Origin of the sequence: Bacillus sp. FSL K6-1006 (assembly GCF_038593175.1) — a bacterium.
GTDB lineage: Bacteria > Bacillota > Bacilli > Bacillales > Bacillaceae > Bacillus > Bacillus safensis.
Window position 1 is genome coordinate 941,976 of record NZ_CP151970.1, and the last position, 24,128, is coordinate 966,103.

At 40.1% G+C, this 24,128-nt stretch carries 24 protein-coding genes; 11 read left to right on the top strand and 13 right to left on the bottom strand.

The features are described 5' to 3' along the window. Window positions 1–15: 15 nt before the first annotated feature. Window positions 16–942, bottom strand: a complete 927-nt coding sequence (gene kdgD / locus NSS65_RS04720; protein WP_061109609.1) for a 5-dehydro-4-deoxyglucarate dehydratase — start codon at window positions 940–942, stop codon at window positions 16–18. A 180-nt stretch (window positions 943–1,122) separates the two neighbouring features. Beyond that, entirely contained in the window at window positions 1,123–2,484 is a 1,362-nt protein-coding gene (locus tag NSS65_RS04725; protein ID WP_061109610.1) for an alkaline phosphatase, read from the bottom strand. 353 nt (window positions 2,485–2,837) lie between these two features. On the opposite strand from NSS65_RS04725, the gene NSS65_RS04730 reads away from it, so the two are divergent. Next, the gene (locus NSS65_RS04730) at window positions 2,838–3,668 is read left to right on the top strand and encodes a C40 family peptidase (RefSeq protein ID WP_041116968.1); all 831 of its coding nucleotides are present in this window, start codon (window positions 2,838–2,840) and stop codon (window positions 3,666–3,668) included. Window positions 3,669–4,120: 452 nt separating this feature from the next. Continuing rightward, window positions 4,121–5,521: an amino acid permease gene (locus tag NSS65_RS04735; RefSeq protein WP_061109611.1), complete on the top strand. Its 1,401-nt coding sequence runs from the start codon at window positions 4,121–4,123 to the stop codon at window positions 5,519–5,521. Window positions 5,522–5,585: 64 nt separating this feature from the next. On the opposite strand, the gene NSS65_RS04740 is transcribed toward NSS65_RS04735, so the two are convergent. From NSS65_RS04740 to NSS65_RS04750, 3 genes are read right to left on the bottom strand one after another with little or no spacing between them, the layout of a single operon-like run. Beyond that, window positions 5,586–5,876: a hypothetical protein gene (locus tag NSS65_RS04740; RefSeq protein ID WP_024425288.1), complete on the bottom strand. Its 291-nt coding sequence runs from the start codon at window positions 5,874–5,876 to the stop codon at window positions 5,586–5,588. Next, the gene (locus NSS65_RS04745; RefSeq protein ID WP_061109612.1) at window positions 5,864–6,922 is read right to left on the bottom strand and encodes an anti-sigma factor; all 1,059 of its coding nucleotides are present in this window, start codon (window positions 6,920–6,922) and stop codon (window positions 5,864–5,866) included. The genes NSS65_RS04740 and NSS65_RS04745 overlap by 13 nt, the downstream gene beginning before the upstream one ends. Then, window positions 6,915–7,406, bottom strand: coding sequence for a sigma-70 family RNA polymerase sigma factor (locus NSS65_RS04750; RefSeq protein ID WP_024425287.1), 492 nt, complete (start codon window positions 7,404–7,406; stop codon window positions 6,915–6,917). The genes NSS65_RS04745 and NSS65_RS04750 overlap by 8 nt, the downstream gene beginning before the upstream one ends. Before the next feature lie 370 nt (window positions 7,407–7,776). Between NSS65_RS04750 and NSS65_RS04755 the strand changes: the two genes are divergently transcribed. Beyond that, window positions 7,777–8,379, top strand: a complete 603-nt coding sequence (locus tag NSS65_RS04755) for a 1-acyl-sn-glycerol-3-phosphate acyltransferase (RefSeq protein WP_024425286.1) — start codon at window positions 7,777–7,779, stop codon at window positions 8,377–8,379. A gap of 39 nt (window positions 8,380–8,418) precedes the next feature. Here NSS65_RS04755 and NSS65_RS04760 read toward each other — a convergent pair whose 3' ends face one another. Next, window positions 8,419–9,750: a hemolysin family protein gene (locus NSS65_RS04760; RefSeq protein ID WP_034282244.1), complete on the bottom strand. Its 1,332-nt coding sequence runs from the start codon at window positions 9,748–9,750 to the stop codon at window positions 8,419–8,421. A 58-nt stretch (window positions 9,751–9,808) separates the two neighbouring features. Further along, the gene (locus NSS65_RS04765; RefSeq protein WP_034667702.1) at window positions 9,809–10,249 is read right to left on the bottom strand and encodes a MerR family transcriptional regulator; all 441 of its coding nucleotides are present in this window, start codon (window positions 10,247–10,249) and stop codon (window positions 9,809–9,811) included. A 337-nt stretch (window positions 10,250–10,586) separates the two neighbouring features. Between NSS65_RS04765 and NSS65_RS04770 the strand changes: the two genes are divergently transcribed. Continuing rightward, window positions 10,587–11,969, top strand: coding sequence for a hemolysin family protein (locus tag NSS65_RS04770; RefSeq protein ID WP_041116973.1), 1,383 nt, complete (start codon window positions 10,587–10,589; stop codon window positions 11,967–11,969). 90 nt (window positions 11,970–12,059) lie between these two features. Next, window positions 12,060–12,452 (top strand): hypothetical protein, encoded by a 393-nt coding sequence (locus tag NSS65_RS04775; RefSeq protein WP_034282242.1) that lies wholly within the window; start codon window positions 12,060–12,062, stop codon window positions 12,450–12,452. Here NSS65_RS04775 and crcB (NSS65_RS04780) read toward each other — a convergent pair. The 3 genes from crcB (NSS65_RS04780) to NSS65_RS04790 are packed head-to-tail and all read right to left on the bottom strand — an operon-like array spanning window position 12,449 to window position 13,931. Further along, entirely contained in the window at window positions 12,449–12,814 is a 366-nt protein-coding gene (gene crcB, locus NSS65_RS04780) for a fluoride efflux transporter CrcB (RefSeq protein ID WP_041116974.1), read from the bottom strand. The genes NSS65_RS04775 and crcB (NSS65_RS04780) overlap by 4 nt on opposite strands. After that, the gene (gene crcB, locus NSS65_RS04785; protein ID WP_041116976.1) at window positions 12,815–13,210 is read right to left on the bottom strand and encodes a fluoride efflux transporter CrcB; all 396 of its coding nucleotides are present in this window, start codon (window positions 13,208–13,210) and stop codon (window positions 12,815–12,817) included. Between the two features lie 4 nt (window positions 13,211–13,214). Further along, window positions 13,215–13,931 carry a glycerophosphodiester phosphodiesterase family protein gene (locus tag NSS65_RS04790; protein WP_034282238.1) on the bottom strand — a complete coding sequence of 239 codons (717 nt, stop codon included), beginning with the start codon at window positions 13,929–13,931 and terminating at the stop codon, window positions 13,215–13,217. 305 nt (window positions 13,932–14,236) lie between these two features. On the opposite strand from NSS65_RS04790, the gene NSS65_RS04795 reads away from it, so the two are divergent. The 3 genes from NSS65_RS04795 to NSS65_RS04805 all read left to right on the top strand — a co-directional run bounded on the left by NSS65_RS04795 (window position 14,237) and on the right by NSS65_RS04805 (window position 16,352). After that, entirely contained in the window at window positions 14,237–14,338 is a 102-nt protein-coding gene (locus NSS65_RS04795) for a YhdX family protein (protein WP_017360338.1), read from the top strand. A 164-nt stretch (window positions 14,339–14,502) separates the two neighbouring features. Next, on the top strand, window positions 14,503–15,591 hold the full coding sequence (locus NSS65_RS04800; RefSeq protein WP_342467365.1) for a mechanosensitive ion channel family protein: 1,089 nt from the start codon (window positions 14,503–14,505) through the stop codon (window positions 15,589–15,591). 14 nt (window positions 15,592–15,605) lie between these two features. Next, on the top strand, window positions 15,606–16,352 hold the full coding sequence (locus NSS65_RS04805) for an NAD-dependent protein deacylase (protein WP_080769816.1): 747 nt from the start codon (window positions 15,606–15,608) through the stop codon (window positions 16,350–16,352). Between the two features lie 40 nt (window positions 16,353–16,392). Here NSS65_RS04805 and NSS65_RS04810 read toward each other — a convergent pair whose 3' ends face one another. Continuing rightward, complete coding sequence (locus NSS65_RS04810; RefSeq protein WP_061109613.1) at window positions 16,393–17,247, bottom strand: polysaccharide deacetylase family protein; 855 nt, start codon at window positions 17,245–17,247, stop codon at window positions 16,393–16,395. Between the two features lie 296 nt (window positions 17,248–17,543). On the opposite strand from NSS65_RS04810, the gene dat reads away from it, so the two are divergent. Next, window positions 17,544–18,401 carry a D-amino-acid transaminase gene (gene dat, locus NSS65_RS04815; protein ID WP_111927062.1) on the top strand — a complete coding sequence of 286 codons (858 nt, stop codon included), beginning with the start codon at window positions 17,544–17,546 and terminating at the stop codon, window positions 18,399–18,401. 45 nt (window positions 18,402–18,446) lie between these two features. Here dat and NSS65_RS04820 read toward each other — a convergent pair whose 3' ends face one another. Further along, window positions 18,447–18,953, bottom strand: coding sequence for a universal stress protein (locus NSS65_RS04820; RefSeq protein WP_034282233.1), 507 nt, complete (start codon window positions 18,951–18,953; stop codon window positions 18,447–18,449). 556 nt (window positions 18,954–19,509) lie between these two features. On the opposite strand from NSS65_RS04820, the gene NSS65_RS04825 reads away from it, so the two are divergent. Next, entirely contained in the window at window positions 19,510–21,267 is a 1,758-nt protein-coding gene (locus NSS65_RS04825; RefSeq protein ID WP_217008509.1) for an ABC transporter transmembrane domain-containing protein, read from the top strand. Then, window positions 21,264–23,279: an ABC transporter ATP-binding protein gene (locus NSS65_RS04830; RefSeq protein ID WP_217008510.1), complete on the top strand. Its 2,016-nt coding sequence runs from the start codon at window positions 21,264–21,266 to the stop codon at window positions 23,277–23,279. The genes NSS65_RS04825 and NSS65_RS04830 overlap by 4 nt, the downstream gene beginning before the upstream one ends. A gap of 117 nt (window positions 23,280–23,396) precedes the next feature. On the opposite strand, the gene NSS65_RS04835 is transcribed toward NSS65_RS04830, so the two are convergent. Further along, window positions 23,397–24,014, bottom strand: coding sequence for an NAD(P)H-binding protein (locus NSS65_RS04835; RefSeq protein WP_041109935.1), 618 nt, complete (start codon window positions 24,012–24,014; stop codon window positions 23,397–23,399). Between the last annotated feature and the right edge of the window lie 114 nt (window positions 24,015–24,128).

Below are 24,128 nucleotides of genomic sequence, written 5' to 3' on the forward strand. Positions count from 1 at the left end.
AGCTCCTTTCTTTCGTTAATTCACAGCCGCTTTTTTCGGGAAGCGTTCCATTGCGTGCTGTAAAATGTTCTCTAGTTCTTGATAGTGTTCTTTTTCTACAGGAACAACAGGCGGTCTTGCTGAATTGCGGACAGAATGTCCCATGATGTTCATGCCGGCTTTAATGAGTGAGACGGCATAGCCCTTTCTCTGTTGGCGAATCCGGTTAATCGGTAGAATAACAGTTGTGTAAATGTCCTTGACCGTTTCTTGATCACCCGTTTTTAGTGCGTGATAAAACATTCTTGAGATGTGCGGGATATAATTAGAAATTGCGGAGGAATAGGAATGAAAACCAATCGGTAAGTAAGCCGGCATTGTGACCTCTGCCATAGGCAATCCATTTATATAGCTGAGCCTGCTGCCTATTGTATAGGAAAGATTCACGTTTAAATCCATATCACCGACCCCATCTTTTACACCAACAAGCTGTTCAAAAGAAGTGAGCCGTTTGATTTGCTGCACAGAAAGAACAGCATTATCTCGTTGATATAAGATGGCATTTAGGTTTGTACTTTCTATAATGGTTTTGGCGTATTCATATAGTCCTTCTTGTTCACCATGAATTAAATAAGGAGGGAGTAATAAGTAACCGTCAACGCCTTTTTTCTCGGAAATTTTCGCCCACTCCAGTGCGGTATTTAAATTTCCGCCAACTCCTGAATAAACAGGAACTTGACCACCGGCAGCTGCAAGTGCCACATCAATCATTTGCTCGTATTCTTTTTGACTAATAGACTGAAATTCTCCCGACCCACATGCAATAAAAATGGCATCGAGCCCTTCGTCTAGTAAGAATTGAATGTTTTGAAATAGTGCTTCCTCAGAAAGCTGACCATTTGCTTGAAAAGGAGCGATAGGAAAACCTAATATGCCTTCTGGTGCTCTTCTACCTTGAATCATTGCTAAAAACCTCCTGTAATTTGTTAAAAAGAAAGGTAAGCGCTACCAAAAACTCTTTTGTTTAATTGTAAGACAAATAAACAATTTGTCAATATCTTTATTTTCAGAAATTTCAACTGGAAGATTGAACAATAAAAAGAGCAGGCATTTTCTACACCTGCTCTTACAATGTTCTTCGTTTTATTGATGAAGTAATTTAAAGATATGTTTTGCTTGATCTGTATTTTCCATCAGACCTTTTAGCTGCTGGCTTGTTGGGCCATACGCAAAGAATGGAACTTCATCACCGGTATGACCAGAAGTTGTCCAGCCTGTATGTGATCTTGTATTGATCACTTCTTCAATCGCATCATCAATTTTAACAGTATCTTTTGTTTCAGCGGCCTTTTGAATAGATGCTGTTTCTTCTTTTGTGAAATCAAGATTGATATATTGTTTCAGCGCTGACTCGACAGTCATGCCGCTGACAATTTTGTTTGCGATAAAGTCAGGCGTTTTTTTCGCTGCTTTGACCGGTTTGTAATCCCAGCTGCCTGAACCGTCTGCTCCGAAGGAAAGTCCGCCAGTTGAATGATCTGCGGTCGTGATGACTAACGTGTTTTTATCCTTTTTCGCAAAACGGATCGCTTCTTCAAATGCTTTTTCAAAATCCTTCATTTCGCTCATCGCACTGACAATATCATGATCATGTCCAGCCCAGTCAATTTGACTGCCTTCGACCATAAGGAAAAATCCTTTTTTGTTTTTAGACAGCTGTTTGATGGCTGAGGATGTCATATCTTGCAGGGAAGGGGTCGTTTGATCACGATCAATGGCTTTATCGAGACCTCCATCAGCAAAAATGCCTAACACCTTTTCATTTTTGTTTTTTTGTAAGGCGGCTTTATTGGTGACATAATCATAACCGGCTTGTCTGAATTCCTTCGTCAGATCACGATCCTTTCGGACAAAATCGACAAGTCCTCCGCCAAGCATGACATCGACTGTATGCTGTTTCCCGATTTTCTCATCGAAGAAATCATCAGCGATGGCTGCAGTGTTTTTCCTAGACACATCGTGAGCGGCATACGCAGCAGGCGTAGCATTTGTTAATTCAGATGTCACGACAAGACCCGTCGATTTTCCTTTTCGTTTGGCTTCTTCTAAAACGGTTTTTAGTTTTTTGCCGTTTTTGTTTACACCAATGGCATTGTTGTATGTCTTTTTACCAGTGGCCATGGCTGTACCAGCTGCTGCTGAATCGGTAATGTTACTTTTAGAGTCGTCAGGGTATGTTTTATGCATGCCAGTGAGGTAAGGGTCAAACGCTGTTTGCTTTGAAAGGTCACCGTTGTGTTTAAATGAGCGGTAAGTTGAAAGATAAGGTGTTCCCATGCCATCTCCAATCAGCACGATCACATTTTGCACGTCATTTTTCGGCTTCTTTTTAGCCTCAGCTTTGTCAGCTTGTCCAAATTCAATCCCTGAAAAAATGCCAATCGATAGCACAGATGCTGCTGCCACTGCAGCAATTTTCGTTTTCGAGCTTTTCAACACACTCATTCATTTTGCCTCCTCATTGTTTATGTATCGCTCTTACGTTTACAATGGTAGAGCAGAAGTGTGGATTCCTCTTTACAGCACCGTAAAGTTCACTTTAAAATTGTAAAGGTCCACTTTACATAGAATGAACCAAAAAGAGAAATGAATGTATCATTTATCCATGACAAGATGCGATTATTTTGTCATGATTGTGTAATAAAAATGAAATAAAAAGAACCCTAAAAAAAAATAAATTTTGCCGAATTAATAAGCATAATGTCGTAGGAAGTCAAGACTATTTCTTCTGGTATTTGATCCTTATAATAGGGAGTAGATAAAAATTCGGATCAGATAGATACATACAGGAGGAACAAATGAAAAAACAATTGATCACAGCTGCAAGTGCAGTTCTACTTGGGACGACATTATTTGCCGGCGCTGCCTCAGCACAATCAGTAAAAGTTCAAAAAGGTGACTCTCTTTCTGTTCTAGCGAAAAGATACAAAACAAGCGTGAGCAAAATTAAATCAGACAATAAGCTGAAATCTAACGTGATTTATGTTGGACAAACCTTAAAAGTGAATGGCACTTCTTCGAAAAAAGCAGTGAAGACATCAAAAACAACAACAAAAGTAAAAACGGCTTCAGCAACTGCCACTCATAAAGTTGTCAAAGGTGATACATTATCTAAGATCGGCAAAAAATACGGGATGACTGTGAAAGAGTTGAAATCGTTAAATAAACTTAAAACAGACCTCATTAAAATCGGGCAAAAGCTAAAGGTGAAAAAGACGTCTAAAGTAAAGGCGAAACCTGTGAAAGAAAAAACAGTCTCTACTTCTTCCTTAAACACGTCTAAGCTCATAGCAGATGCTAAAGCGCAAAACGGTACTCCATATAGATGGGGTGGAACGACACCGAAGGGCTTTGATTGCAGCGGATTTATGTGGTATATCATTAACAAACAAAAAAAGATTTCAAGACAAACAACTGAAGGTTTCTGGGGATCGATGAAAAGTGTATCCAAACCAAAGGCTGGAGATTTTGTCTTCTTTACAACGTATAAATCGGGTCCATCTCACATGGGTGTCTACCTTGGGAACAATAAGTTTATCCATGCTGCTTCTGACGGTGTAACGATCAGTGATATGACATCAAGCTATTGGAAGCCTATTTATCTTGGAGCGAAAACATTTGTAAACTAATTCATTTTAAGAGACTGCTATGAAGCAGTCTCTTTTTTCATATATCATTTGTGCCGCAGAACTGGTCTTTTTCTCATAGATCACTATCGGTCTAAAGGCTTTAAAATAACATAATTGTGACCCCGCTTTTAAAAAAAGGGTCTTATTTTTGTTGAATAATAAGTATATGAAAAAAATATAATCTTCCATGTTGTATCATAAATAGAGGGAGACAAACTATCAATTGAATAAGGATTGAAGAAAATCTAACCGTTTTATTGACAATATTTTCGTTGATATATAAGAATTTTCACTCTATTTTTCAAAAAAGTGTTTTCATTTTTTAATTTTCATATATAATAATTTTACGCCACCAATTTATTGCGCTAAATTTAATCTAAATATTCAGAAAATATTGTGAATTATATGAATGTGGCGTCTTTAGACTGATACTAAGTTTTGGGAGTGATGGTATGAGCAATTCGTTGTTTAGAAAAAAGAGCATTTCAGAGCTCATTGCGGCAACACAAGGGGAAAAAGCATTAAAAAAGGAATTGGGTTCATTTGATTTAACCATGCTGGGCATTGGAGCCATAATCGGGACAGGGATATTTGTTCTAACAGGTACAGGAGCCGTCACTGCGGGGCCAGGACTTGTGCTATCATTTGTCATCGCAGGTCTTGCTTGTTTGTTTGCAGCACTGTCATATGCGGAATTTGCTTCCACAGTGCCTGTGTCAGGGTCTGTGTATACATTTACGTACGCATCAATGGGGGAATTTCTAGCATTCATCATTGGCTGGGATTTAATATTAGAATATATGCTGGCTGCTAGTGCCGTTTCAGCGGGCTGGTCAGGCTATTTTGTGTCTTTTTTAAATGGGATAGGGATTCATATACCAGTTGAGTTAACAGCAGCACCAGGTGGTTTAAAGGGGCACGTGACATATTTTAATCTTCCAGCATTTATTATTTTAATGGTCATCACCTTCCTGCTGTACTTTGGTATTAAAGAATCAAAACGAGTAAATAACATCATGGTTATTATGAAAATTGCTGTGATTCTGCTCTTTATTTTAGTCGCTTTGAAATATGTAAAACCTGAAAACTGGACACCATTCGTTCCATTTGGGACATCAGGGGTCTTAAGTGCAGCAGCCCTAGTATTCTTTGCATTTATCGGGTTTGATGCAGTTGCTTCTGCGGCAGAGGAGACAAAAAATCCATCACGCAACCTGCCTAGAGGAATTATTACTTCTTTATTGATTTGTACGCTGCTTTATGTCGTTGTCAGTGCGATTATGACGGGCATCGTTCCTTTTATGAATTTTGAAGGAGTATCACATCCAGTGTCTCTCGTTTTACAAGTAGCCGGACAAAACTGGGTGGCTGGTATTGTGGATGTCGGAGCGATTCTAGGGATGACAACCGTGATGCTTGTCATGCTGTACGGCCAGACACGCGTGATGTTTGCTATGTCTCGTGATGGCTTGGTGCCAAAGGTATTATCAAAAGTTCATCCAAAGCATAAAACTCCTTACATCAATACATTGTTCTTCGGTACATTGTCAGCATTAATGGGTGGATTTATTCCACTTGATGAGCTGGCAAGTTTAGTGAACATCGGGACACTTTCAGCATTCATTTTGATTTCAGTGGCGGTCATTGTGATGAGAAAAACGCAGCCGGACTTACCGAGAGCCTTCAGATGCCCAGCAGTTCCGCTTATTCCGATCTTAGCTATTCTATCTTGCGGATTGCTCATTTATAAGCTTGGTGCAATCACCTTTGTACGTTTCTTAATCTGGCTTGCCATTGGGCTGGTTGTGTATTTCTTATATTCAAGAAAGCATTCAGAATTGAATAAAAAATAAATGAAAAAAGCCCGTGATGCTTGGCATTAGTCAAGTAACACGGGCTTTTGCTTTTGAGTGCTGATTAAAAACCTAATTGAAGATCGACATCGATTGATACGATGGCATAGACACAAACAATGACAAAGATATTCAGTACGACACCGAGGAAACCTGGACCCGTACGGCCTTTTTTAATGAACAGTTCAATAATGCCAAATGGAACTGCGGCCATTGCAAAAGGAAGCATTTGAAAAGAATAAAATGTCACGTTGCTGATAATGGCGAGGTTTAGCATGAGCAGGGATAATATCGCTGTGCCGACAGAAATCCAGCCAAATACATTATGCTCTTTAAAAATTCTTACCAATTCCATAATTCCACCTCGCTCACTTTTGCCGTTTTAATGCGTTTTGTCTTTACAAATTTCTCAATCTCTTTTGAAGGCCCAGTGACCACAGAGCCATAAATCGTGACGCCATTTTGATCGATATAGCGTATACGATTAGACAGGTCAAGATCAGGTCTGCCAGAGATCGTTGTTGCCCATGTCGGGTGCTGATTAACATAAGCAAGGGCATCTTTGAATTGATCTACCTCAGTTTTTGATGTGTGCTGAAGCTCTTTTAAAAATTCAGAGTCCTTCCCAGGAAAGCCGATTGGCCGCTGATTTCCACTTAATGAATCCTCTGTTTTAATCGCATTCCACAGCACTTTCATATCGTATTTTTTAGCAAAGGAATAAACATCCTTTGGTGTGTAAGCTCTGTCATAGGATACATACACTTCACTTACTGTTCCTTCAGGAAGCTTGTCTAACGTAGTGAGTGTTTGTTTTTTTGAGGCATCTGCCTGCGCCGAAGGATGGGTAAAGAAACCCTCCGTTTCGCGTGCGCTGTCACCATAATAAGAGATGGTAGGCTGCTTTAATTTATCGAAAAACATCTCGATTTGTTCGCTGCCAATAGCTTCTGTTTTATTGCCAATTTGCTTTTGCAGCTTCAATTCGGTGTTCATCCCAAAAAGTTTGACCTGACCTTTTAAATCCTTCATATCAATGGCCACGTTTGGTTTGGTTAAAGCGACGGTGACAGCTGCTGTTTCCATGAAGTGATTGCCTTTGCTCTCGGCGCCGCCAACGCCGTAGTATAAATAACTTCCTAATGTACAAAGCGGTAAAATAATGAGTGTCGATATGACAGCAAGTACGGAAATACGTAAATATGACTTTCTTTTTCCGTATTGTAAAATGGCTTTTTGCTTCTCAGGACTGATGGAAAAATCTGTCCAATCTGAGTCGTTCAGTTCCTGGCTTAAGCGTTTTTCGTTTTCTTCAAGTTCTTCTTCAAACGCTATCATTTCTTCCTCATTCATCTCACCATTATTATATTGTTCCCATCGCTTGTTAAACTCTTCATTCATCATTAACACCTCTGTTGTAAAGTGCTTTTAGGCGCTGCCTTGCACGAAATAAAACACTTTTAAAATTTGCTTCAGTAATATTCATGACCTTGGATGCTTCCTTGTAATTTAGCTCTTTTAAATAATACAATGTCAACGCTTCCTTGTAGTTATCTGGAAGCTGCTCCAAATACATGGTGAGAACTTCCTTTATTTCAACCTGTTCAGCAGGGCTTTGTACAGACGTTTGTAAAAGACCGCCAATGAGGTCATCCGATATGGTCACTTCTTTTTTATGTTTCCTGACATAATCAATAAAAGCATTTCGTGCCACCTGAAATAACCAAGGTTTCACTTTGCTATGGTCGTAGGAATGAATATGTATATACGCACGCATAAAGGTTTCCTGCAATAAGTCTTCTGCCAAATGTTTGTCTTTTGTCATGGAGAGCAGAAACCTGTAAACATCGTTCATATACATTTGATAAATTTCATCGATCGTCACTGATTTTTCTCCCCTCTATGTTATACACGCATAAGAAAGGCATAAAGTTGCACGAAACTTCTCATTACCGTACATTACTCATTTCTTTCGCCGAATCAAAATCATTTCTCCTTATCATAGCGAAATTTGCATCATTTATAAAGTATTTTCAATAGAACAAATCAGGAAAAAACATCGAAAAACGACAAAATTGGACACAATTCCTATTCTATTCTCCCCTAAAACCTTGTGCTTGAATACAGTCAGAACGTTCATTTTAAACGAAAAAAATAGGGAGGATTGGACTGCGTACAAATTTTTAGTACCAGGTAATAAAAAATTTGTTATAATAGAGACAAATCCTTCATTCTTCAAACAAAGGAAGTGCACTATGTATAAATTTTCAGGCTATACCGTCAAATTATTATTTGGTCTCCGAGGTGGAATCAAAGTATATCAAAAAGAGAATCTGCCAACTGATCGGGGTTTTGTCATTGCTTGTACACATGAGGGTTTTGTGGATGTTCTTGCATTAGGCGCAGGAATTCTTCCGTTTGAGATCCACTACATGGCGAAAAAAGAATTGTTTGCAAATAAATGGATCGGTGGATTTTTAAAAAAGATTCATGCCTTTCCAGTTGATCGAGAGAATCCTGGGCCAAGCAGTATTAAAACGCCCATTAAATTATTAAAAGAGGGAAAGATCGTTGGGATTTTTCCAAGCGGCACACGTACTACAGAGGATGTCCCTTTAAAAAGAGGAGCGGTTACCATTGCGCAGCTCGGTAAAGCGCCAATTGTTCCAGCCGCATACAAAGGACCTTCAAATGCGAAAAGCCTTTTCAAAAAAGGGAAAATGCGCTTAATCATCGGTGAACCGATTGAGCTGTCTGAATTTGACCATCTGCCGCCAAAAGAAAGATTAGGTGCCATGACAGAAGTATTAAACACAAGAATCAAAGAGCTAGAAGCTCAATTAATGGAAAAGGCATAAGAAAAACGACCGCTTGCTTAGGCAAGGGTCGTTTTTGTCTTAAGAAGCGCCTTCTTCAGCTGCTTCTAATAACTGTTCATTTAACTTTTTTACTTCGATGTATGCCACATGGTGTCCATCGACTTCATTAATAATAAATTCATAGCCTTGTTCACGAATGGCGTCATTTTTCTCTACTTCATATTTCTGAGTAAGGAACCAGCCGCCGATTGTGTCGACCTCTTCATTATCAAGCTGTATACCTAATAGCAGGTTGACTTGATCAACAAGAACCTTGCCATCAAAGATGTAATGGTCTTCTCCAAGTTTACGCACTTCGTTGATTTCATCAATGTCGAACTCATCACGAATTTCACCAACGATTTCTTCAAGGATGTCTTCAACGGTGACAAGACCTGCTGTACCGCCATATTCATCTGATAAAATGGCCATGTGTACACGTTCACGCTGCATTTTGAGCAGTAAATCATGAACAGGAACCGTTTCAATCACATGAATAATCGGATTTACAAACTTTTCGATCGTATCGCTTGTAGAGCACTCACCGCTAATGCAGGCAGTGAGAACCTCTTTAATGTTAAGAACACCGATAATGTTGTCTTTGTCGCCATCTTCAATTGGATAACGTGTATATTTCTCTACCTTTGTTACCTTCAGCATTTCCTCAATGGTAATATCATATGGGAAGCTGACAACTTCGGTACGAGGAATCATAATTTCTTTCGCCAGACGGTCATCAAATTCGAAAATTTTATTTACATATTTGAATTCAGACTGGTTAATCTCGCCGCTCTTATAGCTCTCTGATAAAATAATCCGCAATTCTTCCTCAGAGTGCGCCATGTCATGCTCAGATACTTGCTGAAGACCGAACGCTTTCGTTAACAAACGAGCAGATCCATTTAATACCCAAATAAACGGGAACATCACTTTGTAAAAGATCATCAGTGGTCTAGCAAAAAGAAGGGATACTTGCTCAGCCTTTTGAATGGCGAGTGTTTTCGGTGCAAGTTCTCCAACGACAACGTGTAAAAACGTCATGATACTAAACGCAATAATAAAAGTGACAATAGAACTAGCTGATTGAGGAATGGACAGCTCTGCAAAGAGCGGCGCAAGCATATGCGCAATTGTTTCTTCCCCTAACCAACCAATACCAAGGGCGGTAATGGTAATACCAAGCTGACAGGCTGATAGGTACTCATCAAGATGAGTCGTTACATGCTTGACAGCAACTGCTGTTTTATTACCTTCTGCGATTAACTGATCAATTCTTGAGCTTCTTAAGCGAATGATCGCAAACTCTGATGCAACGAAAAACGCGGTTAAAGCTATAAGTAAAGCGACTATGAGTAAATTAACTATGTCCAATTAAGGCCTTCGTTCTGACTTTGAGAACGAAGGTAACACCTCCTGTTTAGTAAAAATTTTAACTTAACAGCAGTAAAAATGATTGGACAGCCGTCATTTTTTCAGGAGTAAGCTGCTCTTTTAGTTTTTCACGTTGTTCTGGCTGAAGCTGCTTACAACGTGCCAAAATGCGGTCCATATGCTCATTCATCCGATCGATATCAGAGGTTAAATGGACAAGTTCATCATGATCTTCCTTTTGAGAAGGGAATTGTTCATCTAATCTGGATTTGATGTCAGAAAGAGCCAATCTCTGCTGTTTGCAAAGAACGATTAATTGTAATCGTTTTAAAGCATATTCATCGTAATAACGATAATTTGAGCAAGATCTAACAGGCGCAAGCAAACCTAGATTTGTATAATAATCTACAGTTCGTTTCGTCACCTGTGCAATCTGTGCTAGTTCACCAATACGATACTTTTTCTCAGCCCCATCTGAACATCTCCTCCTAACCGTCACGTTATAGTTTATGAAAATAGTTTAATATAATTCTAGTCTGAAACACAAGTTAATTGTTCATATTTCCTGCCAATAAGAAGAAACAGAGGAGGATTTCCCTCAATTTAGTCAGTCATGTCAAAAACAGCATGATGATACAGGAATTTTCAGATTATTTATGGTAAGATAAAATGAATACCGTTTCATATATATGTAGAGAGGCGGAATTTTACGTGAACCGGAGGTGGTTAAGTGGGGCCCTCAATGTAGTCTTATTTAATCAGTTAACCGTTTTGCAAAACATAACATCATCAATCAGGAGGTGACTCCTTGTTCTTCTAAGAAAGAGCAAGGTTAAATGGACGATATTGTTAATCTGAGTATAGTCGGTGTTTTGATTGCTTTAACAGCTTTCTTTGTAGCATCTGAATTTGCCATAGTAAAGGTGAGAAGTTCAAGAATTAATCAGCTTGTTGCCGAAGGGTCCAAAAAGGCCATCATGGCGAAAAAGGTGACATCAAGGCTAGATGAATATTTGTCAGCCTGTCAGCTCGGTATTACAGTGACATCCCTTGGTTTAGGGTGGATTGGTAAGCCGGCTGTGAAAGAACTTTTGGTTCGAGGTTTTGGTTTGACAAACATTCCTGATTCAGCAATCAGCCTGATCTCAGCAACACTTGCGTTCTCTATTATTACCTTTTTGCATGTAGTTGTAGGTGAGCTAGCACCAAAAACGCTTGCCATTCAAAAGGCGGAAAAAATGACGCTATGGCTGTCAGGCCCGCTGCATGCATTTTATATCCTTATGTTCCCTTTCATTTATGTGTTAAACGGATCAGCCCGTTTGCTAACTAAAATGATGGGCATCGATATGGGGTCTGAAAAAGAACATTCCCATTCTGAAGAGGAATTGAAGATTTTATTATCTGAGAGCTTAAAAAATGGGGAAATCAACCCATCAGAATATAATTATATGAACAAGATTTTCGATTTCGATAATCGAATTGCCAGAGAGATCATGATACCGCGGAGAGAAATTTGTGCGATTCCAGAAGATATGCCGTTAGATGATATCCTCGCCATCATGACGCAGGAAAAGTATACACGTTTCCCTGTTTTTTCAGGAGATAAAGACCATGTCATCGGCATGCTGAACAAAAAGCAGCTCTTTGCAGATCTTGTGTATCAAGGAGAAAAAGATCAACTGAAAATTCAAGATTATATATATCCAGTGATTGAGGTCATCGACACGATTCCTATTCAAGAGCTTCTCGTTAAGATGCAGCGTGATAGAATGCATATGGCGATCTTAACTGACGAATATGGCGGAACGTCTGGACTTGTCACAACGGAAGATATTTTAGAAGAGATTGTCGGAGATATTCGAGATGAATTCGATGAAGATGAGCAGCCAGTTATTCAAAAAAGAGCCGATCATCATTATGTTTTAGATGGCAAAGTGAGATTAGATGAAGTTCAAGATTTGATCGAGATCTCTTATCATGATGAGGAAATTGATACAATCGGCGGACTCATCTTAAAAGAGAATATTGATATCAGAGAAGGACAATCCGTCTATCTTGATGATATTCGAATGAAAGTGCTGGAAATGGATGGACGCTACGTTAAAAAGATCGATTTGAAAAAAGGCGTCACATCGTCAGAAAAAGGCAGCGCACGCACTGGGCTTGATATAAAGGAGCCGCTTTTAGTAAACGAAATGACCTTGAGCGAAAAATAAGCTCAAGGTTTTTTTAGGTATTTAGTCTCTTTTTAACGAATGTATGTTCGGTATATAATAAGAACAAACGTTCGATAGAGGGGGATGGACATGCTTTGGTATGAAACAGCAAGTATCACGGAGAAAAAAACCTCAATGAAACGAATTGAGTTTCATTTAAAGAATTTCAAAAATTATCAAGCAGCGATCTTAAATATCGAAAGGCAGCTTGAAAAAAGAAGCCCGCATCATCTCGACCACATGACTCGGAAAAAGTTAGAAGAACAAAAAAGTCAGTATGAACTCATCGTTGCTTGTATTGAAACGGCATTAAAAGAGTTGGACGAAATAGAGCAGCAGCTCATCGATTACAAATATTTTCGAGATTGGCGGATGGCAAAGTGTGCAATGGAAATTGGCTATAGTGAAAAAACACTCTTTTTGATGAAGCGCCAGCTCATGGATCAGCTGCTCATCAGCTTAGCCGCCATTACCAATATTTAAATAAGATGCTGTCCTATTTGATAAAACGCAGCAAAGAGACATAAAGACCCGATGATTGTGACCAGCAAGTAGACAGCAAGAAGTCCAATTTGCCGCTCATGCAGCATGGACGCAGCTTCTACACTAAATGTAGAGAATGTTGTAAAACCACCGAAAAACCCAGTACCAATGATCATAAGCAGCGGATCATTGTCAGACACTGCACCTGTCAGTAAACCTAAACCGGCAGCGCCGAGTAAGTTGATGAGAATAATACTATACGGAAAACGAGTATGAAACTTGGTTTTCTGAATCGATTGACTGAGGAAAAAACGAAGGGCACTGCCCATCCCGCCGGCAACAGCTGTATAAAATACAATCATTTATCTGCTTCCTTTCGGCTGCTCATGTTGTTGAAAGAGGCGCTGAGCGGTGATCAGTCCACATAAGGCAGCGCCCACTCCAGCAATCACTGAGAGTAGAATGTACATGATACTTGATGTGAACAGTCCATCCTGTAATAAGAGAACCGTTTCTTTAGAAAAAGTGGACATTGTCGTAAAACCACCGCAAAATCCTGTTCCGATCAAAGCAGCAAGATATTTTTTTCCTTTCCGAAACATAAAATATCCTGTTGAAAAGCCAAGAAACAGACTGCCTGTCATGTTTTCAATCAGTGTTGCATAGGGGAATGTCTGGCTGACAACGGATTGGCTAAGTTCATATCTGCAAAGGGTACCAACCAATCCACCGATAAATACGGCGAGATATGCTTTCATTTAATCATTTCTCCTTTAGAAAAAATGGCGGGTGATCCGTCACCACTCCATCAATGAGGTATGTTTTCATCCTGTCGGCTGTTTTTTGATCTTTCACTGTCCATATAAAGACATCCATTCCAAATGAGTGGATGCGGTCAATCCACCATCTGTTGATCATCGTTTTCTTCATATTAAGGCAATTCGCAAAGGAGCTGTACTCCGCTAATTTCCTTTTCGTCAGTTTAAAGGCAGAGGGTTTTATAATAAAAGCTGTTCGAAGAGAAGGGGCGTAAGCTTTGACTCTTTGAAGTGCATTGGCATCAAAAGATTGAACCATGATGTGACGGGAATAGGCAAACCGGTTGATGATGTCGACAACTGCCTTTTCAATCCCAATCTGCCGTTTTGGATGCTTGATCTCAATCAGTATCCCGACACGATGAGTGTACCTTTCAAGAATTTCCTGTAAGGTGGGAATTCGTTCGTTGGCGTACTGTGAATCAAACCAGCTTCCTGCATCCAGTTTCTTCAGCCGATCAAGTGTATAACTTTTCACTAAGCCGCTTCCGTTAGTTGTTCGATTAACGGTATCATCATGGATGACGGCTACGTGCTGATCCATTGTCAGCTGGACGTCTAACTCAATATAATCCGCACCTTGCTGAACAGCTAAATCAAATGCGGCGATTGTATTTTCTGGGGCAGCGCTTGAAGACCCTCTATGCGCGATAATATACACATGCTCCAGCTCCTGACATAAGTTCTGGTCTTATCATATCAAATTTTTGCTGTTTTTCCTTCTTTACTATATGGAACGATGGAGAGCTGTATGTAATGGAACATGGCGTGTGGTGAGAAAGCATCGTGTATAAAAGGTGAAAAGTTGCAGGAATATCCCAAGCTCTTATTGAGTAAATCTGAACTACATCATTTTTTCTTCGATCAATTTTGTCCAAATCGTCAGCGTTCGTCAAAATATTAGTGCTTTCGTCATGTTGACTGAAAATTCTGATGTTTTATAATGATGAAAAGGAGGCGAGATGATTGGGTAAAGGGAGAATTAGAGTGGAAGAACGTATTAAGGCTGAAACGGATGCTGAAATGTTTAAAGCGACTCTCCTTGATCAGGCTCAGAAGAAAAAGTAGTTTGCTGCCCGTCGATATGTCTCTAGCCAAAATTTCATATTTGAACTTCATGCCTCGGGATCAGTCCCGAGGCTTTTTATGTAGAGGTCAGACATTTAAGAGAGGACATGAACGAAGGTTATATTATAAACTAGAGAGGATTGTTTTAAAGGAGAGAGACAGACATGTTTACACAAAAATGGATGGATACATATTTTACAGTAGATATTGCGATCCAAATTGGTATTAGCCTTTGTATTTTATTGCTTTTTTTATTGCTTCGGAAAGTATTTACGAAGTATTTATTTCAGCTTCTGTTTAGGCTGACGAATCGGTCTAAAACGGAGGTCATTAACCAAATTGTTGTGGCATTTGAAAAACCAGCCAGGCTGTTTTTCGTGGCACTTGGTTTATATTTTGCGTTAAGACAGGCACCATACTTTGAGCATCATATGGATATCATCATTAAATTGTATAGATCTTCTATTATATTAATGCTGACGTGGGGGCTTTGTAATTTAACCGCTGCATCTTCTTTCTTGTTTCAAAAGGTCAATTCGAAATTTGAATTAGATTTGGATGATATTTTAGCACCATTTTTATCAAAGGTACTTCGTTTCATTATTATTGCACTGAGTATTAGCGTCATTGCACAAGAATTTAATTATGACGTAAATGGACTTGTGGCAGGGCTTGGTCTAGGTGGTCTAGCATTTGCGCTCGCTGCTCAGGATACAGTGGCTAACTTTTTTGGAGGGATCGTCATCATTACGGAGAAGCCTTTTACGATGGGCGACTTTGTGGAGACACCAAGTGTACTTGGGACTGTGGAGGACATTACATTTCGAAGCACAAGGTTTCGAACACCTGCTGAAGCCGTCGTGACCGTTCCGAATTCTACGCTTTCTAAGGAGCCAATCACAAACTGGACAAGAATGAATAAACGTCAGATTACGTTCTCTGTTCGCGTTTCCTACAATACACCAAAGGAAAATATTGATCAGTGTATTAAGCGTCTCAAACAGATGCTTCACGAGCATGATGGGGTGCATAAAGAGACGATTATGGTAAATCTCGATGTACTGGCAGACAGCTATTTGAACTTGTTTTTCAACTTTTACACTAATACGACAGCTTGGTCTGAAAACCTTGATATTAAGCAGGATATTAACTATCGCATCATAGATATTTTCCACGAGGAAGGCGTAGAATTTGCTTTCCCTGGTCAGGCCATTTATATGAAACAAAAAGGTGAGAAGCAGCTGGGTGAATAAAGGAGGAATGGTGCGTGGATCAAACAAAAGTGGAAGCACTAAGAGAGAAATTATCACAGGCTTCACATATCACAGTACTCTCAGGTGCAGGTATGAGTACAGAATCGGGTATTCCTGATTTTAGATCAACGGGTGGTCTGTGGACAGAAGATACTTCCCGCATGGAGGCGATGAGCCGGTCCTACTTTTTATCAAACCCTCATCAATTCTGGCCGAAATTTAAGGATTTGTTTCAAATGAAAATGAGTGGAGAATACGAACCAAATAGCGGGCATACCTTTTTAGCCAGCCTTGAGCAACAAGGGAAGCATGTGGATATTTTTACCCAAAATATTGACGGTCTTCATAAAAAGGCGGGAAGCCAGCATGTATATGAACTCCATGGCTCCATTCAAACGGCCACTTGTCCATCGTGTCAGGCGGTATATGATCTGCCTTATTTATTAAAAGAAGAGGTGCCGGTCTGTCAAAGGGTTTCCTCAGACGGCAGTACGTGTGGACGTGTGCTAAAAACAGATGTTGTCCTATTTGGCGATATGGTCAAACATTTAGACCAAGTAGAGACATCACTTCAGAAAACGGACATGCTCCTCGTCATGGGGACTTCCCTGGAGGTAGCGCCAGCAAGGTATATTCCAGAAGATGCAGCTCATGATCCTTCCATCTTCATGGTGATGATGAATTTGAGTGAAACAGAATTCGATCCGCTTTTTGATCTTGTCTTTCATGAGCGAATTGGCGATCTCGTGAAAGCTTTATAAATCATTAAAAAACCCGCATCCTAAAGGTGCGGGTTTTACTTTATTGCTGCAGCGGCTTCATTGTTTCATCAAGGACTTCAAATGTATAGCCCTTTGCCTTTAGCTGCGTGATTAAGCTGCTTAAGTATTTTGCCGTCGCCGGCTGATCATGCATTAAGATGATTTTTGGTTCTTTTGGATATTTTGTCTCCAGCACTTGCAGCTGATTTAATACCTCTGGTACATATTTTGAGCTTTTATATTTCCAGTCAAGACTGTCAATGGTCCAGTCCCAGTAGACAAAGCCTTTTTGTTTTAAACGTGCTTTTTGCTGATCGGTTAAATTTGGGGTGCTGCCATAAGGTGTTCTTACAAGATGGGTATACTCACCTGTGACAGAAGCCAAAATGCGCTGATCTTCCTTCATCTCGTTAACAGGAGAATCACTTTTTTGATAAAAGCGTTTCACATCATGGGTAATACCATGAAGCCCTAATTGATGACCTTCTTGATGGAGTCTTTTCACTGCTGCCGGGTGTTCTTTAATCTGCGGTCCGAGCATAAAGAATGTAGCTTTCACTTGATGCGCTTTTAGCACATCTAACAGCTGATTTGAAGTCGCTGATGGACCATCATCGAAGGTTAAAAAGATCGTTTGATCCGTTATATGTTTATTTGAATTGATCTTAAAATGTGCATCTAATGTTTTCCGAGAAGCATCTTTTGCTTTCATACTAGTACTTGTGTCCCTAAATTGACTGCTCGCAGACAATTTAGCCGGCTGATCTGCTGCCTGCATATTGGTTTTGGACATATCCCAAATAAAAAAGAGGATTAGTGTCAGGATGACAAAACCAATCGCCTTTGAGAGCAGCATTGTGTTTGAAGGTGTCTGTTTTTTTTTAACCCGTTGCATTACAATCGCTCCAATAAATCAAAAATTTGTGTCGAATCATGTAGTGGATTCTGTCTTATTTCGCTGTTTTTTGTCGTGTTTATATGGAGTAAGTATACAGGAAAAAAGAGCCTATGAATATAGAAGATGCTAAAAAACTGGAATCTTTTTGGTTATCAATCTATATTTGTTACAATGAAAGGTTATCCATTTCATATGATGTGAAATAATTCTGAATAATCATTGAAACGAACCCATTTATCCGCTAAGATAGCATCAGATTCAACCATTATTGCAAAGCGAAGGGGAGATTCCATATGAAAATATTGTACAATGGAGATTTCATTGAAAAAAAGGATGCACATGTTGATATTGAGGACAGAGGCTATCAATTTGGTGACGGAGTCTATGAGGTCATCCGTGTATACAATGGTACTTTGTTTACGTTAAAGGAACATACAGAGCGTCTGTTCAAGAGTGCAAAGGAAATTGGCATTCATCTGCAAGGTACAGTATCAGATATGGAAGAAAAGTTACAACAGCTCGTCGCTCACAATCAATTAACAGATGGCGGTGTGTATATTCAAGTCACGCGGGGTGTCGCCCCTCGTAAACATCAATATAGTGATTCTCTTACTCCTCAAATCACGGCATATACGTTCCAGGTGAAAAAGCCTGTTCAAGAGCAGAAAGCTGGGGCAAAAGCCATTTTATCTGAGGATCTTCGCTGGTTAAGGTGTGATATCAAAAGCTTAAATCTTTTATATAACATCATGGAAAAGCAGAAAGCATCTGAAGCTGGTGCGTTTGAAGCAATCCTTGTGAGAAACGGTTTTGTGACCGAGGGAACCTCCTCGAATGTATATGCCGTGATTGATGGCGTGATTCGTACTCATCCTGCAAACAATCTCATTTTAAACGGCATTACTCGTAGAAAGCTGCTGGAGGTATGTGAGGAAGAAGGATGTACGGTTGAAGAAACTCGTATAAGCAAAGAAGAACTGCTGAGCGCTCAGGAAATCTTCATCAGCTCGACGACAGCTGAAGTTATTCCGATTGTTGAAATAGATGGCGAGCCCGTAGGGGAAGGCGTTCCAGGAGAGCTGACAAAGCGCGTACAGGAAGGCTTCCAGCAAAAAATTAAACATGAAAGTGAAGCATCCATCTCTTCATAAATAAAAAAGGCTGTAAACCAATGTTTACAGCCTTTTGTGATGCATTTATTTCACAATAAGCACAGGTATATCTGATTTTGCTGATAACTTTTCACTCACACTGCCAAACAGCATTTTTTTCAATCTGCTTTGGTCACGTGCTCCCATGACGATGAGGTCTGCTGATATTTCCTCCGCATATTCGATAATCGCTTCTGCTGGTTCTCCTTCTACAATTTCAATGGCAGCCTCAAACTGCTCCTCATTTAAAAGCATTCGTGCTTCCGCAACGACCTCTTCTGTATGGTCTTCAAAAATCAAGGGACTTTGCTGTTCATCGTGAGGTACATATACAGGGGGAGTTTGAAGATCTGCCGTACCGCCGCCGATATAAGCTCCGCCAGTCATTGGGCGCGGTGCATCAAACACCTGTCTGTCTGTTTTGCCATCATGTGCATAGGTAACGGTCAGCTTGGCATGTAAGGTTTTAGCTAAAGCGATTGCCTTTTTTAATGCTTTCTTACTGTCTTCATGTCCATCAAACGCTACGACCATCCGATCAGCTTGAAACAATGTCCTCATTCCTTTCAAAAGGAGTCTTTACACTCATGGTATACCCGTTAATAGAAAAAGATACACATGAAGGAGAATGATTTTTGTTAGAAAATTTCATTTATTGAAAAATATTTATTGACAAAATAGTGACAGCCACTATAAGATAAAAAAAGATTCAAGAGCCAAAAGGAGGAAATGTCATGTGCAACATTGGAAGAATGAAATCAAACTGCATGAATGGGTTGATTCACGTGACAATTACACCTTCATTGGTCATTGAAAAGGAACTCGTCTGTTCCAATTGATCGGATGAATCAAGGCGTATGTTGCGTATTTGTCAACATGCGCCTTTTTACATGACGAAAAGAGGCGTACCAGCAAGCTGGTGGCCTCTTTTTTTGTTGAATTCATTTCGCATTTCGAAATAATGGGATGGAGATCAACGAATAAATGAAGAGGAGTGAAAGCATGTGAACATGCCAAAATCAAGACAAATGACAAAAACTCAAAAAACGAAACAAGGTGACTTGCAGGAAAATTTAGAAAGCGGCTAGCTTGAAAAGGAGAGACAAACATGTTTTCAGTATTTGCGAAATTAGGCTGGTTCTTTAAACAAGAGTGGAGGCGTTATACTATTGCTATTACGCTCCTGCTCATTGTGAATGTGCTTGAAATGCTGCCGCCAAGATACCTTGGCCAGGCAGTTGATGACATTCGTTCTGGTCAATTTACAACATCCAGTATTGTGTTTTATGTGACCATTTTTTGCTTACTAGGTGTCGTCGTCTATACACTTACATATTTTTGGATGTATCAGTTATTTGGCGGCGCAAATGTCATGGAGCGTGTGATGCGTGGGAAACTGATGCGCCACTTGCTTAAGATGACGCCTACCTTTTATGAAAAGAAAAAAACAGGCAACTTAATGGCATTAGGTACAAACGACTTGAATGCTGTGGCCTTAACAACAGGCTTTGGCGTTCTGACCTTGGTTGATTCCACTGCTTATATGCTGATGATCTTCTTTACGATGGGGCTGACGATTAGCTGGAAATTAACCTTAATGGCGATTATTCCTATGCCGCTGATGGCGCTCTTGATTGCGTTTTATGGAAGCAAAATCCATGAGCGCTTTACAGTCGCTCAAGATGCATTTGGTGATATGAACGATCGCGTTCTTGAATCAGTGGCAGGTGTCCGGGTCATTCGCTCTTTTGTGCAGGAGAAACAAGATGTCGAACGCTTTCGCGAAATGACAGATGATGTATTTCAAAAAAACATGCGAGTGGCGATCATTGATTCTTTGTTTGAGCCGACAGTGAAATTACTTGTGGGGATCAGCTACTTAATCGGAATCGGCTACGGAGCATACCTCGTGTTCCAAAGTGATTTAACCATTGGGGAGCTTGTTGCATTTAACGTCTATCTTGGCATGATGATCTGGCCAATGTTTGCGATCGGCGAATTGATTAATATTATGCAAAGAGGAAATGCGTCGTTAGACCGGTTAAATCATACACTCGGCTACAAGCCGGACGTAACAGATGCTGCTCAGCCGAAAACGTTACAAGAGCCTGGAGATATTGAGTTTGATCATGTGACATTCAGGTATCCAACTTCATCTAAAGATAATCTCATTGATGTGTCCTTTACCGTTCGAAAAGGACAGACGATTGGGATTACAGGCAAAACAGGAAGCGGTAAAACGACCATTGTCAAACAGCTTCTGCGCCAGTACCCGGCAGGTGATGGGCAAATCTTGCTATCAGGTGTTCCAATCCAAAACATTGAATTAGATCAGTTATTTCAATGGATCGGATATGTACCGCAGGATCATATACTTTTCTCAAAAAGCGTGGAACAGAATATGCGCTTTGGTCATCGTGACGCGAAACAAGATGAGTTAGCACAAGCAATCAAAGATGCTTACTTTGAAAAGGATTTACGCCTTTTGCCAGAGGGTCTAGAAACCATGGTTGGGGAAAAAGGTGTGGCGCTGTCAGGCGGACAAAAACAGCGAATATCCATTGCACGTGCTTTATTAATTGATCCAGGCATTTTAATTCTGGATGACTCATTATCTGCGGTAGATGCAAAAACAGAAACCGCTATTTTAGAAAATCTAAGACAAAACCGTCATGGCAAAACGACGTTTATTACAACTCATCGCCTATCAGCTGTTGAACATGCGGATCTCATTCTTGTCATGGAAGAAGGACGCATTGTCCAAAAGGGCACCCACAACGAGCTCATCCAGCAGGATGGGTGGTACAAGGAACAATTTTTGCGTCAGCAGCTGACAAATCAGCTGGAAGGAGGGGATGAGGCATGACAACAGGAAGAAGACTCCTTGCCTACGCACTCCTATATAAGAAAGTATTGTCTGTTGCCTTAATCTTTCTAATGATTGCAGTTGGTGCTGAGCTGACAGGACCGTTTATTGGGAAGAAAATGATTGATGATCATATTTTAGGTGTAGAAAAACCGTATGTCGAGGTCAATGAAAAGACAGACAAAACCGTTTATTACCAGGGAAATAACTATATACGAAGCGATCGATTAAATAATGGAATGGATTCTGGAAAGCAAATCAATGTAGTGCAAGTCGGGTTCGGTTACTATTTTGTGAATGAGCCGATTCGTTTTGATGGAAACAGAAAAATATCGGGAGATCAGCTCACCATTGATAATGGGAACAAGCGTGAAACCTATGAGGTAAAGCGTTTATCAAAAGAGGAGATTTTCGCTTTTTATCAGCCAGAAATCAGTGGTTTGGTGCAGCTTGTTCTATTTTATCTAGGACTGCTCATCGTTGCGATTTTCTTTCAGTATGGGCAGCATTATTTGCTCCAGAGGATTGCAAATCGAATTATTCAAAAAATGAGGGTAGACGTATTTGAGCACATCCAAACACTGCCGATCCGATATTTTGATAATTTACCGGCTGGAAAGGTTGTCGCGAGAATCACAAATGACACGGAAACCATTCGTGATTTATATGTAACAGTCCTTGCTAATTTCGTGACGAGTGCCATTTACATGATTGGGATTTACATTGCCATGTTTTTGTTAAATGTAAAGCTGGCACTCATTTGTTTGGTCGCAGTACCGATTATTTTCCTATGGTCGATGACTTACAGAAAGTTTGCATCAGTGTACAATCACCGCATTCGTTCGATCATCAGTGAAATCAATGCCAAGCTAAATGAAGCCATTCAAGGGATGACAATCATTCAAGCGTTTCGTCATGAAAAAGCGACGCAAGACGAATTTGATGAGCTGAACAACAATCACTTTCGATATCAGCGAAAGATGCTGCATTTAAATTCACTTCTTTCACATAACTTGGTTAACCTGCTGCGAAATTTAGCATATGTGGCACTCATTTGGTATTTTGGAGGTGCTTCGTTAAGTGCGACAGGCATTGTGTCCATTGGTGTGCTCTATGCGTTTGTCGATTATTTAAATCGATTGTTCCAGCCGATTACAGGCATTGTGAATCAATTCTCTAGGTTAGAATTAGCAAGGGTTTCATCGGAGAGGGTTTTCCGATTACTAGATGAACCAGGAACAGAAGTGGAAGAGCCTGTTCAGAAGAAGCTGGAGGGACACGTTCAGTTCAAAGATGTCACCTTTGCTTATAATGAAGGGAAAAATGTCTTAAAGAACATTACGTTTGAAGCAAAGAAAGGTCAAACGGTTGCACTTGTGGGGCATACTGGTTCTGGGAAAAGCTCGATCATGAGCTTGCTGCTGCGTTTTTATGACATTCAGCAAGGAGACATTCTCATAGATGGCGAAAGCATTTATGATCAGTCGCGCCAAACGCTGCGTAAACAAATGGGCATTGTGCTGCAAGACCCGTATTTATTTTCTGGAACAATTGCTTCCAATGTGAGCTTAGGAAATGAAGACATCAAAAGAGAAACCATTGAATCTTCATTAAAGCAAGTAGGCGCAGCAGAGTTATTGAAGCACCTGCCAGAAGGCTTTGATGAACCAGTCGTTGAAAAGGGAAGCACCCTTTCCTCAGGGGAACGTCAGTTGATTTCATTTGCGCGCGCATTGGCGTACGATCCAGCGATATTAATTTTAGATGAAGCCACAGCCAACATTGATACAGAAACAGAAGCGATCATTCAGCGGGCACTTGATGTAGTCAAAGAAGGACGGACGACTTTTGTGATTGCTCACCGATTATCCACTATTAAGAAAGCCGATATGATCTTGGTGTTAGAAAAAGGTGAAATCGTCGAGCGTGGCAGTCATGAACAACTCATGCAGCAAGAAGGGCTGTATGCACAAATGTATGAACTGCAAAAAGGTGCTGTTGCCAACAGCTGATGAATAGTAGAAAAAAGAGCCTCTTCCAATTGAATGAGGCTCTTTTCCTTTGCATGAAAAAGTCGGAGATTCTGTTCTCGACTTTTATTGATTATATTGTTTGGACAGGCTGCATCATCAATAAGCGATGCCGACGCGTTGATGTACAAACTCCTTCGAATTTAACTGCTGATATAAAAAGTGTGCGGTATCTTCAACTGAAATTTTCTTTCCATCTATAGGGAGAAAATCTTTCTCATAGCGATATGACCGTGTCACTTCTCCATTTGGTAAATAGGTTGGACAAATAATGGTCCAATCTAGATCAGTCGATTGAAGGATTTCAAACGCTTTCGCATGCTCTTTAGCTGCTCGGGAAGTGGTCCGTCTTGATTCATTTGTTTCAAAACGGTAGAGCTCCGGCTGCTTTCTTGCTTTTAAAATACCTGCTGTACCAATTGTAATAATTCTAGATGTATTTGTTTGCTTCATGGCTTGTACGATATGCTCCATTGAAACAGATAATGTATCGTCACCATCTGTTGATAGACAGCTCACAACAATATCTGCTCCTTTGATTGTCTCAAGCACATCTTCCCGATTTCTTGAATTGCCGGTGACTTGAAACATACCCGCAAGCATTTCTTCTCGGTTTGTTCGAATCAATGAACGAACCATGTAACGATCATCTACTTGAACGAAACGAAGAAATGCTTGTCCTACACGTCCATGAGCACCGAAAAGAGCTATTTTCATCTGTTCGATCCCTCCACTACATACTATAAGTGAAAAGGGCACAAAATGGTACAACTTTTATGTGATGCTTTTTTTATATAGATGAAAGGACCGAATACTATGAGCATATTCACA